Origin of the sequence: Nonomuraea sp. LP-02, from assembly GCF_036289125.1 — a bacterium.
Taxonomy (GTDB): domain Bacteria; phylum Actinomycetota; class Actinomycetes; order Streptosporangiales; family Streptosporangiaceae; genus Nonomuraea; species Nonomuraea bangladeshensis.
Genome location: NZ_JAXCLK010000001.1, coordinates 4,576,531 through 4,592,526, shown reverse-complemented (window position 1 = coordinate 4,592,526; position 15,996 = coordinate 4,576,531). Strand labels below are relative to the sequence as shown.

General features: G+C 69.9%; 15 protein-coding genes. 8 read left to right on the top strand and 7 right to left on the bottom strand.

Annotation, left to right across the window (positions count from 1 at the left end; translation table 11 throughout):
- Positions 1-6: 6 nt before the first annotated feature.
- From SMD20_RS21270 to SMD20_RS21260, 3 genes are read right to left on the bottom strand one after another with little or no spacing between them, the layout of a single operon-like run.
- Positions 7-882, bottom strand: a complete 876-nt coding sequence (locus SMD20_RS21270) for an ABC transporter permease (protein ID WP_329583836.1) — start codon at positions 880-882, stop codon at positions 7-9.
- Positions 879-1,700 (bottom strand): ABC transporter permease, encoded by an 822-nt coding sequence (locus tag SMD20_RS21265; protein ID WP_329583834.1) that lies wholly within the window; start codon positions 1,698-1,700, stop codon positions 879-881. Before SMD20_RS21265 ends, SMD20_RS21270 begins: the two co-directional genes overlap by 4 nt.
- The gene (locus SMD20_RS21260; RefSeq protein ID WP_329583833.1) at positions 1,697-2,692 is read right to left on the bottom strand and encodes an ABC transporter substrate-binding protein; all 996 of its coding nucleotides are present in this window, start codon (positions 2,690-2,692) and stop codon (positions 1,697-1,699) included. Before SMD20_RS21260 ends, SMD20_RS21265 begins: the two co-directional genes overlap by 4 nt.
- 517 nt (positions 2,693-3,209) lie before the next feature.
- Between SMD20_RS21260 and SMD20_RS21255 the strand changes: the two genes are divergently transcribed.
- The 4 genes from SMD20_RS21255 to SMD20_RS21240 are packed head-to-tail and all read left to right on the top strand — an operon-like array spanning position 3,210 to position 7,527.
- Positions 3,210-6,113, top strand: coding sequence for a sensor histidine kinase (locus SMD20_RS21255; protein WP_329583831.1), 2,904 nt, complete (start codon positions 3,210-3,212; stop codon positions 6,111-6,113).
- Positions 6,110-6,532: a roadblock/LC7 domain-containing protein gene (locus SMD20_RS21250; protein WP_020546542.1), complete on the top strand. Its 423-nt coding sequence runs from the start codon at positions 6,110-6,112 to the stop codon at positions 6,530-6,532. Before SMD20_RS21255 ends, SMD20_RS21250 begins: the two co-directional genes overlap by 4 nt.
- Positions 6,533-6,536: 4 nt before the next feature.
- Entirely contained in the window at positions 6,537-6,959 is a 423-nt protein-coding gene (locus SMD20_RS21245; RefSeq protein WP_329583829.1) for a DUF742 domain-containing protein, read from the top strand.
- Complete coding sequence (locus tag SMD20_RS21240; protein WP_091093469.1) at positions 6,940-7,527, top strand: GTP-binding protein; 588 nt, start codon at positions 6,940-6,942, stop codon at positions 7,525-7,527. Before SMD20_RS21245 ends, SMD20_RS21240 begins: the two co-directional genes overlap by 20 nt.
- Positions 7,528-7,605: 78 nt before the next feature.
- Here SMD20_RS21240 and SMD20_RS21235 read toward each other — a convergent pair whose 3' ends face one another.
- The 4 genes from SMD20_RS21235 to SMD20_RS21220 are packed head-to-tail and all read right to left on the bottom strand — an operon-like array spanning position 7,606 to position 11,162.
- Positions 7,606-8,610 carry a methyltransferase gene (locus tag SMD20_RS21235; protein WP_329583826.1) on the bottom strand — a complete coding sequence of 335 codons (1,005 nt, stop codon included), beginning with the start codon at positions 8,608-8,610 and terminating at the stop codon, positions 7,606-7,608.
- 13 nt (positions 8,611-8,623) lie between these two features.
- On the bottom strand, positions 8,624-9,406 hold the full coding sequence (locus tag SMD20_RS21230) for an ABC transporter permease (RefSeq protein WP_329583824.1): 783 nt from the start codon (positions 9,404-9,406) through the stop codon (positions 8,624-8,626).
- Positions 9,403-10,176 (bottom strand): ABC transporter permease, encoded by a 774-nt coding sequence (locus tag SMD20_RS21225; RefSeq protein ID WP_329583822.1) that lies wholly within the window; start codon positions 10,174-10,176, stop codon positions 9,403-9,405. The genes SMD20_RS21230 and SMD20_RS21225 overlap by 4 nt, the downstream gene beginning before the upstream one ends.
- A complete protein-coding gene (locus SMD20_RS21220; RefSeq protein WP_245775433.1) occupies positions 10,173-11,162 on the bottom strand; it encodes an ABC transporter substrate-binding protein in 990 nt (329 codons plus the stop codon). The genes SMD20_RS21225 and SMD20_RS21220 overlap by 4 nt, the downstream gene beginning before the upstream one ends.
- A 435-nt stretch (positions 11,163-11,597) precedes the next feature.
- Between SMD20_RS21220 and SMD20_RS21215 the strand changes: the two genes are divergently transcribed.
- Genes SMD20_RS21215 through SMD20_RS21200 form a run of 4 tightly spaced genes read left to right on the top strand, consistent with a single transcriptional unit; the run spans position 11,598 to position 15,954 of the window.
- Positions 11,598-14,543, top strand: coding sequence for a sensor histidine kinase (locus SMD20_RS21215; protein ID WP_329583818.1), 2,946 nt, complete (start codon positions 11,598-11,600; stop codon positions 14,541-14,543).
- Complete coding sequence (locus SMD20_RS21210; RefSeq protein ID WP_329583816.1) at positions 14,540-14,962, top strand: roadblock/LC7 domain-containing protein; 423 nt, start codon at positions 14,540-14,542, stop codon at positions 14,960-14,962. The genes SMD20_RS21215 and SMD20_RS21210 overlap by 4 nt, the downstream gene beginning before the upstream one ends.
- 4 nt (positions 14,963-14,966) lie before the next feature.
- Complete coding sequence (locus tag SMD20_RS21205) at positions 14,967-15,386, top strand: DUF742 domain-containing protein (RefSeq protein ID WP_329583815.1); 420 nt, start codon at positions 14,967-14,969, stop codon at positions 15,384-15,386.
- A 7-nt stretch (positions 15,387-15,393) separates the two neighbouring features.
- Positions 15,394-15,954 (top strand): GTP-binding protein, encoded by a 561-nt coding sequence (locus SMD20_RS21200; protein WP_329592629.1) that lies wholly within the window; start codon positions 15,394-15,396, stop codon positions 15,952-15,954.
- Positions 15,955-15,996 lie beyond the last annotated feature (42 nt).

Below are 15,996 nucleotides of genomic sequence, written 5' to 3'. Positions count from 1 at the left end.
CGCACCCTAACCGACGGGTTCCTGCGCCGCGCGGTGCCAGCCGAGCACGCGCCGCTCCACGACGAGGAACAGCTCGTTCAGCAGGTAGCCGAGCACCCCGAGCAGCACGATCGCGGCCCACATCGCGGGCAGGTCGAACATCGAGTACGCCTCCGTGAGCTGGAACCCGATCCCGTTGGTGGTGCCCGGCAGCAGCTCGGAGAAGACCATGACGATGAGCGAGAGCGACAGCGCGAGCCGCAGCCCGGCGAACATCTTGGGCAACGCCGACGGCAGCACCACCCGCCACAGCCGCTCGGCCCGCGACAGCCGGAACACCTGGCAGGTCTGCAGGTGCAGCGGCTCCACGGCGCGCGCGCCGTCGGCGGTGTTGAGCAGCACCGGCCACACTATGCTGAACATGATGAACGCGAGCTGCATGCGCAGCCCGAACCCGAACACCACCAGGAACACCGTGACCAGCGCGGGCGGCGGCACGGCCCGCAGGAACTGCAGCACCCCGTCGAGGTAGTCGTAGACGCGGGCCGACAGCCCCACCGCCAGCCCGAGCACGACCCCGGCCAGCGCGCCCCCGGCGAACCCCGCGGCCATCCTGCCCAGGCTGGGCAGGATGTTCTGGACGGCGACGTCGCTCAGGAACAGCCGCTGCGGCGGCCCCGAGAACCACATCGCCTGCATCCGCGTCACGATGGTGCTGGGCGTGGGGAAGAACGCGCTGCCCGCCACCCTGGTCGCCGCCTCCCACAGCAGCACCAGCACGGCGAGCACGAGCCAGCGGAACGCCGCCGTCCGCACGACTCTCCGGCGGGCCGCGGCGCGGGGCCGCCGGGCGATCCGCGCGGGCGCCGTGGCCTTCGCTGTGACCTCGGCCGTCGCTTTCACGTCTGCTCCCCCAACCGGGCGTGGTGCCAGCGGAACGCGCGCCGCTCGAAGGCGACCAGCAGGGCGTTCACCGCCACGCCGAACAGCCCGACCCAGCACACCCCGGCCAGGATGTCGGTCATGCGGGCGGGCACCGCGATGCCGGCGAAGTAGATGAACACGCCCATGCCCTCGCCCCGGCCGGCCACGATCTCGGTGCTGACGGTCAGGATCAGCGCGATCCCCGCGGCCAGCCGGACGCCGGTCGTGATGAACGGCGCCGAGGAGGGCAGCGAGACGCGCAGCAGCACCGACAGCGGGCCGAAGCCGTACGACCTGAGCGACTCCTTGGCCAGCGGGTCCACGCCCCGGAGGCCGTACATCGTGTTGTAGAGGATCGGCCACAGCGAGGCGTAGACCACCAGCGAGATCCGCAGTTGCAGGCCGGTGCCGATGACCAGGGCCACCAGCGGGATCAGCGCGACCGACGGGATCGGCCGCAGGAACTCCACGACCGAGCGGGTGGCGGCGTCCACGACGGGGACGCTGCCGAGCAGCAGCCCGAGCGGCACCGCGGCGACCGCCGCGAGCCCGAGCCCCACGGCCCAGGCGAGCAGGCTGGTCAGGGCGTGCGCCCGGAAGGCGGGATCGAGCGCGAGCGCCCCCATTCGCGCGGCGATCTCCGTCGCGGGCGGCAGGAACTCGCGGTCGGTCAGGCCGGTGCGGCTGACCAGCTCGATCAGGGCGGCGAATGCGAGGGCCCCGGCCGCCCGCCGCGACCACCGTACGGTGGCGCGGGCCGGACGGCCGGGGGCCAGGGCGGTGGCGGTCACGCTCACCCGGACGTGGTCGGCGACATGAGCGTCTTGACCTCGATCGCCTTGGTCAGCCAGCGGGCCTCCAGCATCCAGTCGGCCACCCGTTGCAGCCGCACCGGGTTGTCGCTGCTGGAGAAGTAGGGGAAGGTGACGGTGGCCGCGGTGGCCGCGTCGATCTGGGTGAAGGTCGGCAGCACCTTGGAGACCACCTCGCGGTTGTTCTCCATGAGCTTGGCCGCGTTGTGGATGGCCCGTTGGAAGGCCGCCGCGACGCGCGGGTTCTTGTCGTACCACTCCTGGGTGCTGACGTAGCCGGAGATCGGGAACTCGGCGGCGGGGCCGGAGGCCGGGTCGAGGATCTTGCGGGCCCCCATGGTGGAGGTGGCCGCGGTGACCATCGGCTCGCCGAGGTAGGCGGCGTCGATCTGGCCGCCCTTCCACGAGGGCATGATGTTCTGGAACGTCACCTGCACGTACTTGATGGAGGCAGGGTCCACGTTGTTGGCCTTGAGCACCTGCGTCAGGGCCAGCTCCTGGAAGTTGTGCAGGACGTTGACGTTGATCGTCTTGCCTTCGAGGTCCTTGGCCGTCTTGATGGGCGAGGTGGGCAGCACCATGATGCTGAGCGAGTCGGGGGCCGCGCGTGAGCCCTCGGCCAGGATGCGCAGCTTGAGCGTGCCCTTGTCCTGGGCCTGGAACATCGACACGTAGTTGCCGAACATCGCGTCGATCTCGCCGTTGAGCATCATGGGGATGGCCTCGGGCGCGGCCTGGACCACCTGCGGGGTGACCTCCAGGCCCTCCTTCTCGAAGAGCCCCTGGTCGATGGCGACGTAGAGGGCGGCGCTGTCGATGGCCGGCAGGGTGGCGACCTTGATCTTGGTCTTCTCCAGGCCGCCACTGGCTGCGGCCGGTGGTGCACTGGCGGTCGTGCCGCCGCCTGAGCTGCAGGCGGCGGCGAGGGTCAAAGCGAATCCGATGATGGCGGCCCTGGCGGGACGGCCAAGCCTCATGTCAGGGACTCCCTTCAGATGGAGCCAGGGGGGACCGGGCGGCTTTCTGCTGCCGGCGGCTCTTGCGCCTGACGCGCAACAGGGCTCGACCGTAGCACCAAATTAGTGGTCATTATCGAGAAGATAACACTTGTGGTTGCAATGTCTGCTTCCCGCTATATCGTGAAAATTTGACGACCGGTAAGTAACTGGAGGTTTGTCCAGTTTGGGAATGGAGGTGTGAACGAGACCGACGTTACTGGCGGGGCGGTTCTGGTGAAACCCCTGTGGGTGAGGAAGAGGCCCGCAGGGCGATCTCTTACACCTTGTTTCCGCAGATGGACGGCTGTTTACCGATTCTGGCGTAATTTTCGGACACTCTAGGACAAACTTCTCGATCGAGCACGATCGGTGGTTGGCTGCCTTCGGGCCATGTGCTCAAATGACGCTTATCTTGACGTACTAAATTGCCCCAACGCGCATTTACCTGCAGGGTCACCGAGAATTCCCCTCCCGGGGCGAGAGGTTGCGAAGGCAAGTGAGAACGCAGAGCGCTGAAGCTTCCGCCGACCGCGAGCCGCACGCGCACCAGAAGCAGCGCCAGAAGCAACGGCCGGCCAAACCCTCCTCACGCAGGTTCGGACTGGGCAACTGGCACGTGCGGTCGCGCCTCATCGCGCTGATCGTCGTTCCCACGGCCGTGGCCGTGGGGCTCGGCGGGCTCAGCGTGATCACCTCGCTCAACGACGCCGACACCTACCAGACCCTCCGGCAGGTCGCCGAGTTCAGCGAGCAGCTCGGGGCCGTCACCCACGAGCTCGCCTTCGAACGCGACGAGACCGCGCTGTTCATCGCCCAGGGCCGGCCCGGCAGCCGCGAGGCGCAGCTCCAGACCACCTACAGCGGCGTGGACGCGCTGATCGACGAGGTCAAGGAGCGGGGACAGGCGATCTCCGACACGCACGGCAGCTCCGTGCGGCCGGTGCTGCGCCGTCTGGAGGAGATCCCGACGCTGCGCGCCACCGCCGTCAAGGGCAAGATCCAGCCGCTGCCGATGATCGACAAGTACTCCCAGATCATCTCCGCGCTCCTGCAGTTCCACGACCAGGTCGGCCAGGTCGCGGTGGACGACCAGGTCAACCACAGCGCGAGCGCGATGGCCGCCATCGCGCGGGCCAAGGAGCAGGCGTCCAAGCAGCGCGGCATCCTCGCCAGCGCCCTGGACAAGAAGTCCTTCGACAGCGGTGAGCTGGACGCGCTGACCGACGCCAAGGCGCGCGAGGAGAGCGAGGAGACCCTCTTCGCCACGCTGGCCAACCTCGACCAGCTTGAGCTGTACCGCAACACGGTGGTCGGCCGCGACGTGGACCAGACCGACCTGTTCCGGCTGCGCGCGATGGCGCAGGCGTCCGAGGGCAAGGAGCTGAGCATCGGCGCCTCGCCCAACAGGGACGTCACCACCTGGTTCGACGTCAGCACCGGCAAGATCGACGCCCTGCGGGAGGTGGAGAAGGACCTCGCCTCCTCGGTGATCCTGCGCGCCCGCGGCCTGGAGGAGGGCGCCAACCGCGCGGCGATGATCTCCGGCGGCCTCATCCTGCTCCTGCTGCTCGTCGTGGTGGCGATCATCTCGCTCATCGCCCGCTCGCTCATCAGGCCGCTGCGCCGGTTGCGCCGCGAGGCGCTCGACATCGCCGGGCAGCGCCTGCCGGAGACGGTCAAGGCCCTGCGCGAGAGCACCGACGGCAGCCCGGGCCCGGTCGCCCCGATCAGCGTCGACACGCACGACGAGATCGGCGAGGTCGCGCGGGCGTTCGACGAGGTGCACCGCGAGGCGGTCCGGCTGGCCGGCGAGGAGGCCCGGCTGCGCAGCAACGTCAACGCGATGTTCGTGAACCTCTCGCGCCGCAGCCAGACGCTGGTGGAGCGGCAGATCACCCTGATCGACGGTCTGGAGCAGGGCGAGCAGGACGAGCAGCGGCTCGGGAACCTGTTCAAGCTGGACCACCTGGCGACCCGTATGCGGCGCAACAGTGAGAACCTGCTGGTGCTCGCCGGTCAGGAGCCGCCGCGCCGCTGGAGCCAGCCGGTCAAGCTGGTCGACGTGGCCCGCGCCTCTCTGTCGGAGGTCGAGAACTACGAGCGGGTCGTGCTCCAGGTGCCCGACGGCGTCTCGGTGGCGGGCCAGGCCGTCAACGACGTCATCCACCTGCTCGCCGAGCTGGTGGAGAACGCGCTGTCGTTCTCGCCGCGCGAGACCCGGGTGACGGTCTCCGGCAGCCGGATCGACGGCGGCGGCGTGATGCTGTCGATCACCGACTCCGGCATCGGCATGACCCAGGACGAGCTCATCCAGGCCAACGACCGGCTGACGGACGCGCCCTCCGTGGACGTGTCGGTCTCCCGGCGGATGGGCCTGTTCGTGGTCGCCCGCCTGGCCCACCGGCACGGCATCCGCGTGCAGCTCCGCCCGCACGCCTCCGGCGGCCTGACCGCCATGGTGCTCATCCCCGAGAACATGCTGGGCTCCCAGGCCCCGGCGCACGCGGCCGGGATGCCGTCGTTCACCGGCAACCAGCCGCCGTCGTACAACCCGCCGCCGGCCTTCGACCAGCCCTCCTCGGGGCACCCGTCCTTCGGCCAGCCGTACGAGCGGCCGCCCGCCTTCTCCGGCGCGGGCGGCGGGGGAGGGGACGAGCCCTACTCGGGCCCGCATCCGGCCCCGCCCGCCATCGACTGGCCGCAGCCGCCCGCCCAGCTGGGCCCAGGCCACCCGTCCTTCCCCTCCGGCCCCTCGGGCGCCGAGAGCAACGGCTGGCCGAACACGCCGGGCTGGCAGCCCGACGCCGCCTCCTGGTCGGCGCCGGAACCACGCGGCTTCGACGCCTCCGACGTCTGGTCGCCGCCCCGGACCTCCGCGTGGAACGGCGGCGGCCTGCCCAGAAGGCCCACGCCACCGCAACCGCCGCCCGGCGGCTGGAGCGGCGACACGATGCCGCCACAGCGTCCCGGGTTCGAGTTCACCGACGACTCCGGGGACACCGGGCCCATCCCGGCGGTCCCTCCGGCGGCCGGCGGCGACGACTACTTACCGATCTTCGCCGCGGTCGAGTCCGCCTGGTTCGGCCGCGACAAGACGTGGAGCAGCAGCAAGGCGGACGAGGGATGGAACGCTGCGGAGGCCGTGGTGGAACCGGTACGTGACGGATCGACGGCCGCCGGCCTGCCCAAACGGGTGCCCAAGGCCAACCTGGTGCCCGGCTCGGCGGGCACCGCGGCCGCGCCCAAGGGCGTGACGCCGATGCCGTCGGTCTCGCCCGACCGGGTCCGCAACCGCCTGTCCAGCTTCCAGCAGGGTTACCGGGCGGCGCGGGACGACATCACCGAGGGCAAGGCGTTCTCCGCCGGCTCGCGGAACGACGAAAGGGAGGAGGGCGCGTGAACGACCTGAGCCACGCGGCACGCGGGGTGGATTGGTTGATCACCGACTTCGTCAGCACGGTGCCGGGTGTCGCGCACGCGGTGGTCGTCTCTTCGGACGGGTTGCCGCTGGCCGCCTCGTCAGGTTTCCCGGCGGACCGCGCCGACCAGCTGGCGGCCATCGCGTCGGGGCTGGTGAGCCTGACGCAGGGCGCGGCCAGGGTGTTCGAGGGCGGGGCGGTCAACCAGACGATCGTGGAGATGCAGCGCGGGCTGATGCTGATCATGTCGATCAGCGACGGCTCGTGCCTGGCGGTGCTGGCCGCCCCGGACTGCGACATGGGTCTGGTGGCGTACCAGATGACGCTGATGGTCGATCGCGCGGGCCAGGTGCTGACCCCGGCTGTGCGCGCGGAGCTGCGTGCCAGCCAGACCAGGTGATGGAATGACGGACCCCAGATGGAACAGCGGCGGGTGGGCGCCGGAGTCGCAGCCCCAGTCCCAGCCCCAGTCGCAGCTGAACCCGGACCCCGCATCGCCCGTCCGTCCCTACGCCGTGACAGGCGGGCGGACGGCGCCGCGGGTCAAGCTGGCGATGGAGGCCCTGGTGTCCTCGGCGACCGCCGAGCACCGGGAGTTCTCGCATATCACGCCGGAGTACCAGGCGATCAGCCAACTGTGCCGGCAGGTCCGGTCCGTCGCGGAGGTCTCCGCCCTTCTCCGGATCCCCCTAGGCGTGGTCCGTGTGCTGATCGCTGACATGGCGGCCGAGGGCCTGGTCCGCGTGCACCAGCCACAGCTGGAGGACGCCGGCCGGCCCGATGTGAACTTGCTCGAAAGGGTGCTCAGTGGACTTCGCAGGCTCTAGCCCCGGACTCACCTCGACGAAGATCGTCGTGGCCGGCGGCTTCGGGGTGGGCAAGACGACGTTCGTCGGCGCGGTGTCGGAGATCATGCCGCTGACCACGGAAGCCGTCATGACCGACGCCTCCGCAGGCATCGACGACCTCGGCATGACCCCGCTGAAGTCGACCACGACCGTGGCCATGGACTTCGGCCGCGTCTCGCTCGACCGCGACCTGATCCTCTACCTGTTCGGCACGCCAGGACAGCACCGGTTCTGGTTCATGTGGGACGACCTCGTGCGCGGCGCCATCGGCGCGGTCGTGCTGGTCGACACCCGCCGGCTGGCCGACAGCTTCCCCGCCATCGACTATTTCGAAGAGGCGCAGCTGCCGTTCATCGTGGGCATCAACGGCTGGGACGGCCAGTACCCGCACAGCGACGGGGAGGTTCGCGACGCCCTCACGCTGGCCCCGCACATCCCCATGGTGCGGCTCGACGCGCGCAAGAAGGACTCCGTCAAGAACACGCTGATCGAGCTGGTCGAGCACGCCCTCTCGGTACGGATGGCCGTGCCGGGCTGGGGCGGCTGACCCTCGGGATCCGCCGCCCCGCTCTCCGTTGCGTCCTGCCGCCGTGACGGAGAGCGGCGGCAGACTCCGAAAGGCGGCTCAGACGGGCAGGGCTTCGATGAGGCTCGCGCCGGAGCCCAGGTCGACGACCTCGGAAAGGGCCAGGCCCGCCCGGCCGAGCAGCGCGGCGTACTCCTCCCGGGTACGCTCCGCGCCCCCGTTGAAGATCGCCAGCATCCGCAGGTCGATGTCCTTGCCCAGGTGCGGCGCCGCGTCGTCGGGCAGCACCACCTCCAGCACGAGCACCCGCCCGTCCGGGCTCATGGCGCGCCGGATGTTGCCGAGGATGGTGACGGCGTCGTCGTCGTCCCAGTTGTGCAGGACGCTGGCCAGCAGGTAGACGTCGCCGCCGGCCGGCACCCCGGTGAAGAAGTCGCCGGCGACGACCTCCGTCCGTCCGGCCAGCCCCTCCTCGGCGAAGGTCCGCTCCGCGTGCGCGGTGACGTGGCCCAGGTCGAGCAGGATGCCGCGCATCTGCGGGTTGGCGTGCAGGACCGAGGCCAGGATGTGTCCCTTGCCGCCGGCCACGTCCACCATCGTCGCCTCCGGCGGGAAGGCGTACGCCTTGACCAGGCCCTCGGTGAAGGGCAGGGCCCGGCGCCTCATGTAGTCGTCGAACATGCGGCTGAGCGCCGGGTCGGCGCCCAGGTGGTCGTAGAGGTGGCCGTACCGTTTCACGAAGGCCGAGCTGCCCTCGCGGACCGTGGCGGGGAGCAGGCCCATGGCGTACCAGAAGCTCTCCTCGCCGAGCATCCTGATCGACGAGCGGACCGAGTCGTGCACGTCCGAGCGCAGCGCGGTGCCTCTCGGGGCGAGGTCGTAGGCGTCCGGCCCGGCCGGCCGGACGAGGTCCATGGCGGCCAGCTCGCGCAGGACCCGGCGCAGCGCGGGCGCGTCGGCCTCGCAGCGCCGGGCCAGCTCGGCGGTGCCGAGCGGGCCGTCCGTCAGGTGGTCGGCCACGCCCAGCTCCGCCATGGTGAGCAGGGCGGCCAGCCGGGAGATGTCGCCTACGGCTCCCCAGAGAAGCTCGTCGGAATGCGGCATACGTCCTTCCAGGTCAGGTCGCGTTGCGGGTGGCCTGCCGGTGCCAGACGAGCAGACGCCGCTCGACCAGCACGAACAGGGAGTTCACGAGATAGCCGAGCACTCCGAGCAGCACGATCGCGGCCCACACCCCGGCGCCGTCGAAGCTGCGCTGGGCCTGCAGGAGCTGGTAGCCGATGCCGTCGGTGCTGCCGAACAGCTCCGAGATGACCATGAGGATCAGCGCCAGCGACAGGCTCAGCCGCAACCCGGCGAAGATCTTCGGCGAGGCCGCGGGCAGCACCACCAGCCGCAGGTACTGCTGCTTGGACAGGTTGAAGACCGTGGCGGTCTCGGTGTAGGTGCGGTCCACCGCACGTACGCCGTCGATCGAGTTGAGCAGCACCGGCCAGATCACGCCGAACACGATCGCCGCCAGCATCATCGGCAGGCTCGCCTGGAACAGCACGATGAAGACCGGCAGCAGCAGCGGCGGCGGGATCGCCCGGCCGAACTCGATCAGCGGGTCCACGTAGTCGGTCGCCGTGCGCGAGCGCCCGAGCAGCACGCCCGCGACGATGCCCAGCACCGCGGCGAGCACCCAGCCGCTGAACATCCGGGCGAGGCTCGGCAGCAGGTTCTCCAGCGCGTCGTCCGTCAGGAAGAGGCGGGAGACCGGGCCGGAGAACCACAGCTCGTACATCCGGGCGACGATCGTCGTGGGCGGCGGGAAGTCGGTGTCCTCCACCGCGCGGGCGATGAGCTCCCACGCGACGAGCACGACCGGGATGACCCAGAACCGGGCGAGTGCCTTCACGACTGCGCTCCCGTCCGCATGCGATGCCAGTGGAACAGGCGGCGCTCGCCGGCCAGCAGTACCACGTTGGCGGCCACGCCGAACAGCCCGGCCCAGACGGTCGCGGCCATCATGAGGTCCATGCGGTTGCCGCTGCCGGCCTGGATCACGTACACGCCGATGCCGGCGACGCCGCCCGCGACCAGCTCGGCGCTCACGGCGAGGACCAGCGCGATGCCGGCCGCGATGCGCACGCCGGTGGCCATGAACGGGGCCGCGCTCGGCACGCTCACGCGCGAGAGCACCGCGAGCGGGCCGAAGCCGAAGCTGCGCAGGGACTCCTTGGCCAAGGGGTCCACGTCGTGCATGCCGTAGAGGGTGTTGATGAGGATCGGCCACAGGGAGGCGTACACGATCACCGAGACCTTCATCATCTCGTCCACCGGGATGAGCAGGATGGCGAGCGGGATGATGGCGACCGAGGGGATCGGACGCAGGAACTCCAGTACGGGCCGGATGGCGCGCTCCACCGGCGGCAACGAGCCCAGCAGCACGCCGAGCGGCACCGCGACGCAGATCGCGATCAGCAGGCCGAGCGCCCAGTTGGCGAGGGTCGCGGCGACTCCGGCGAGGAAGTCGGGGTCCGCCAGGAGGCGCCCGGTTTCGAGCAGGATGGTCGACGGGGGAGGGAAGTCCATGTCATCGCCGATGCCGTAGCGGATGACCAGCTCCCCGACGACGAAGAACCCCGCGGCGCCGGCGGCGCCGCGGAGCAGGCGAGCACCGGTCATCCGCTTGAGGCGGGTGCCGCGATCACGGACTTCACGTCGAGCGGGCTCTTGAGGTAGCCGTACTCGAGCATGAGGTCGGCCACCTTCTGGAGGCGGTTGGCGTTGAGCTCACTCGGATAGGTGCCGAGCGTGATCACGGACGCCGTCTTGGCGTCGATCTTGGTGTACTTCGGCAGCATGGCCTCGATCTCCTTGCGGTCGCTGGAGGCGAGCTGCTGGGCCTTGGCGATCGCGCGCTGGAAGGCGGCGAGCGTCTTCGGGTACTTCTGCACCCACTCCTCGCTGGCCATCCAGCCGGCGATCGGCAGGTCCTCGGTCTGGCCGGTGATGGTGTCGGCCAGCTTGCGGAAGCCGTTGGCGCTCTGGTTGGCGGTGATGAACGGCTCGGTGATCCAGCCCGCGTCGGCCTGGCCCGCCTTGATCGCGTTGCCCATCTCGGGGAACGGCTTCTCCGCGAACTTCACGTCGTCCTTGGAGAGACCGGCGACCTTGAGCTGCGTCTCCACGGCGAGAGTGGCGACATTGTTCAGGTTGTTGACGAAAATCGTCTTGCCCTTGAGGTCGGCCACGGTCTTGATGGGCGAGTCGCCCGGCACCATGATGACGAAGCAGTTCGCGCCCGCCTGGTACATGTCGGCGACGAGCTTGATCTTCTTGCCGCCGGCGACCGCCGCGAAGGTCGAGACGTAGTTCGTCTGCGAGATGTCGAGCTGGCCGCTCTCGATCATCGGGACGGCCACGGCGCCACCGGTGATCGGCGTGGGCTCGACCGTCAGGCCCTCTTCCTTGAAGAAGCCCTTGGCCTGCGCGATGTAAACCGATACAGGGTCAGGGATCGGAAGAGCACCGACCTTAATGGTGGTTTTCTCCAAGCCCTTGCTGTTGGCTGAGGTGGCGCCGCCGTCGTCGGATCCACCGCAGCCGGCAAGCGTCAGAGCGACTGTGACGCCGAGTGCGACGGCGTAACAGCGCAGTTTGCGTGTCATGGGGGGTTCTCCTACCAGGGGGAAGCTTCTGGAGATCGGCACAGGATACCGGGCGTGAAGCGTAGCGGAAGGGAACGCCGAAGGTCGGCGCAATGCCGCGTATATGCTGTTTATCTGTCAAATAAGACTGTAAACGTCTATAGATGTAAATATGGGGATAAAGACCGTTTATGAGCTGTTTGTCCGGATTGGTGTACCGGTTGCGCTCCGTGGTCGAGAGCTTGCCTTGTGAACAATGTGTGATCTGGAACGGTTGAAAACTGGCGATACGTTGGCCTAACTATGAGGTTTGTGCTCAAATTGGGCCTCGAACTTGCCTGCGATCACTCGTGCGAGAGACGAAGCCGCTGAGACCCCCACAAAGCAGGCCATGGCGAGAGGTTGCCACCAGTGAGGACAACAACGACCGAAACCGGTCGTGGTAGGGCCCCGGACGTGCCCGAAAAGCCAGTGGGCGGCGAGGTGCCAGAGGTTCAGCTGCCCAAGTCGGGCAGCCCGCTCGCGCTGCGCAACTGGCGGGTACGAACCCGCCTGATCGCCCTCATCGCCGTCCCCACGCTCGTGGCCGTCGTTCTGGGAGCGCTCCGCGTCACCAGCTCGATCGGCAGCGCCCAGCAGTACCAGGTCGTGGGCGAGGTCAACACGCTCATCACCCAGGTCGGCGAGCTCGTCCGTGACCTCGGACTCGAGCGCGACCTGGCCAGCCGCTTCGTCGCCTCCGGCCGCTCCGGCGGCGAGAAGGACCGGCTGGCCGGCCAGCAGCGCATCGTGGACGTCAGCGTGGGCCGCGTGCTGTCCAACGCGAAGACCACCGAGGACTCCCTGTCCGAGATCGGCCGCCGGTCCCTCGACCGCATCACGACCCGGCTCTCCCAGCTCCGCTCGCTGCGTGAGACGGCGATCAATTCGCACCTCCCGCCGCTGCCGACGATGGAGAAGTACTCCGAGACCATCGCCGAGCTGCTGCAGCTCTACGACGAGCTGGCCCAGGGCGCCGCGGACGAGCAGCTGATCTCCACCAGCGCCGCCCTGCGCGCCATCGCGCGCGCCGAGGAGGAGGCGTCCAAGCAGCGCGCCCTGCTGGCGATCGCGCTGGAGCGCGGGTCGTTCGAGGAGACCGAGTTCAACGCCTTCCTCGACGCCGGGTCCAAGCGCAACAGCGAGCGGGCGGCCTTCCGCTCCGCCGCCACCCTCCAGCAGCGGCAGATGTTCGACGACACCGTCGCGAACACCAAGATCGGCCGCGCCGAGTTCTACATCGACCGCGCCGTCCTGCTGCACAACAACGCCGTCGGCGTCGCCAGCAGCAACAACGTCACCGGCACCCGTTACCTGCGCAGGCTCGACACCGGCAGCAACGACGACGCCGGCCGCTGGTTCGACTCCATCTCCGACACCGTCGACCGCCTCCACCAGGTGCAGAAGAACCTGGGCGTGCAGGTCGCCACCCGCTCCACCGACGTCGCGAGCGCCGACAGGCAGACCGCCGCGATCAACATCGCGATCGTGGTCGGCCTGCTGATCCTGGTCCTCGTGATCACCGCCATCATGGCGGGCTCGCTGGTCCGGCCGCTGCGCCGGCTGCGCGGCGACGCGCTCAAGATCGCCGGTCAGACCCTGCCCGACCTGGTCCGCCAGCTCCGCGAGACGGACGTCAGCCCCGACAAACTCCGCGTGCCGCCCATCGAGATCAACTCCAAGGACGAGATCGGTGAAGTGGCGCGGGCCTTCGACGAGGTCCACCGCGAGGCGGTCCGCCTGGCGGGTGAGGAGTCCAAGCTGCGGGCCAACGTCAACGCGATGTTCGTGAACCTGTCCCGCCGCAGCCAGACGCTGGTGGAGCGGCAGATCACCCTGATCGACGGTCTGGAGCAGGGCGAGCAGGACGAGCAGCGGCTCGGGAACCTGTTCAAGCTGGACCACCTGGCGACCCGTATGCGGCGCAACAGTGAGAACCTGCTGGTGCTCGCCGGCCAGGAGCCGCCGCGCCGCTGGAGCCAGCCGGTCAAGCTGGTCGACGTCGCCCGCGCCTCTCTCTCCGAGGTCGAGAACTACGAACGGGTCGTGCTGGAGGTGCCCGAGGGCGTCTCCATCGCGGGCCAGGCCGTCAACGACGTCATCCACCTGCTCGCCGAGCTGATCGAGAACGCGCTGTCGTTCTCGCCCCGGGAGACCCGCGTCCCCGTCTCGGGCAGCCGGATCGACGGCGGCGGCATCATGCTCTCGATCAGCGACTCCGGCATCGGCATGACGGCCGACGAGCTGGCCCAGGCCAACGACCGGCTCACCAACGCCCCCACCGTGGACGTGTCGGTGTCCCGCCGCATGGGCCTGTTCGTGGTCGCCCGCCTGGCGCACCGCCACGGCATCCGCGTGCAGCTCCGCCCGCACGGCTCCGGCGGCCTGACCGCCATGGTCCTCATCCCCGAGTCGCTGCTCGGCGCGCAGGCCCCCTCGTACGCCGGCTCCGCCACGCCCGCCACCGCGGGCACCGGGCAGCCGTCCCGCGAGGAGGCGTTCCCGTCGCCGCAGCCCGCGGGCGCCGGCTGGCCGGCCACGTCCTACCAGCTCGGTCCCGGGCATCCGTCGTACCCGTCGTACCCGTCGGCGGAGCCCGCCGCGGCCGGCTCCCCGTGGGCCTCGGCGCCGCAGTGGCCCTCCTCCGACAACGGCATGGGCGCCGGCGGTGGCATGGGCGCCGGTATGGGAAGCGGCGCCGGCAACGGCGCGGGCAACTGGATGGCGAACAACTCCGCGCCCTCCTCGGACGTCTGGGTCTCCTCGCGCGGCCCGGCGACCGGCGAGACCACGGCGCTGCCGCGCAGGGGCGCCGCCCCGCCGGAGGAGCCCTCACCGTGGACCCGCGCTCCCGCCGAGGAGCCGAGCCCGTGGACGCGCCCCGCCGGACGGCCGTCCGGTGGTCCCGCACCGTCCTTCGACTTCCCCGAGACCGAGTCCGCCGCCACGGGTCCCATCCCCGTGGTCAAGCCGGCCGCGTCCGGGGACGAGTACCTGCCGATCTTCGCCTCCGTCGAGTCAGCCTGGTTCGACAACGGCGGCGAGGCCAACGCGGCCACCTGGGGCTCCAGCAAGGCCGACGAGGGCTGGAGCGCGGCCAAGGCCGTGGTCGAGCCGGTACGCGACGGGGCGACGGCCGCCGGCCTGCCCAAGCGGGTGCCCAAGGCCAACCTGGTGCCCGGCTCGGCCGACACCGTCTCGGCCCCGAAGGGCGTCGCGCCCATGCCCGCCGTCTCGCCGGACCGGGTGCGCAGCCGCCTGTCCAGCTTCCAGCAGGGCTTCCGGGCCGCACGCGATGACATCAGCGAGGGCAGGACGTACGGGTCCGGCCCCAGGAGTGACAGCAGGGAGGAGGGCGCGTGAACGACCTGAGCCACGCGGCACGCGGGGTGGATTGGTTGATCACCGACTTCGTCAGCACCGTCCCGGGTGTCGCCCACGCGGTGGTCGTCTCTTCGGACGGGTTGCCGCTGGCCGCCTCGTCAGGTTTCCCGGCGGACCGCGCCGACCAGCTGGCCGCCATCGCATCGGGCCTGATCAGCCTGACGCAGGGCGCGGCCAGGGTGTTCGAGGGCGGGGCGGTCAACCAGACGATCGTGGAGATGCAGCGCGGGCTGATGCTGATCATGTCGATCAGCGACGGCTCGTGCCTGGCGGTCCTCGCGGCGCCCGACTGCGACATGGGTCTGGTGGCGTACCAGATGACGCTGATGGTGGACCGCGCCGGGCAGGTGCTGACCCCGGCTGTGCGCGCGGAGCTGCGTGCCAGCCAGACCAGGTGATGGAATGACGAACCCCACGTGGAACAGCGGCGGGTGGAACAGCGGCGGCTGGGAGCCCCCGCCGCCGCCCCAGCCCACTGCCGCCGACCCTGCCTCACCGGTACGCCCGTACGCCGTCACCGGCGGGCGGACCGCACCGAAGGTCAAGCTGGCGATGGAGGCTCTGGTGTCCTCGGCGACCGCCGAGCACCGGGAGTTCTCGCACATCACGCCCGAGTACAAGGCGATCAGCCAGTTGTGCCTGCAGGTGAGGTCGGTGGCGGAGGTCTCCGCGCTGCTGCGGATGCCGCTCGGCGTGGTGCGTGTTCTGATCGCTGACATGGCGGCCGAGGGCCTCGTGCGGGTGCACCAGCCGCAGCTCGAGGCGGGTAGGCCGGACGTCAACCTGCTGGAAAGGGTGCTCAGTGGACTTCGAAGGCTCTAGCCCCGGCCTGACCTCGACGAAGATCGTCGTGGCCGGGGGCTTCGGCGTCGGCAAGACGACGTTCGTCGGCGCGGTGTCGGAGATCATGCCGTTGACGACCGAGGCCGTCATGACCGACGCGTCCGCAGGCATCGACGACCTCGGCATGACCCCGCTGAAGTCGACCACGACCGTGGCCATGGACTTCGGCCGCGTCTCGCTCGACCGCGACCTGATCCTCTACCTGTTCGGCACGCCAGGACAGCACCGGTTCTGGTTCATGTGGGACGACCTCGTGCGCGGCGCCATCGGTGCCGTGGTCCTGGTGGACACCCGCCGGCTGGCCGACAGCTTCCCCGCCATCGACTATTTCGAAGAGGCCCAGCTGCCGTTCATCGTCGGCATCAACGGCTGGGACGGCCAGTACATCCACAGCGACGGCGAGGTCCGCGACGCCCTCACGCTGGCCCCGCACATCCCCATGGTGCGGCTCGACGCGCGCTCCAAGGACTCCGTCAAGAGCGCTCTGATCAACCTCGTCGAGCACGCTCTCACCGTTCGGATGGCTGTGCCAGGCTGGAGCGGCTAGGGAAGCGGATAGGCTGGAGTCTTAGACGTTCATTCGCTTCGA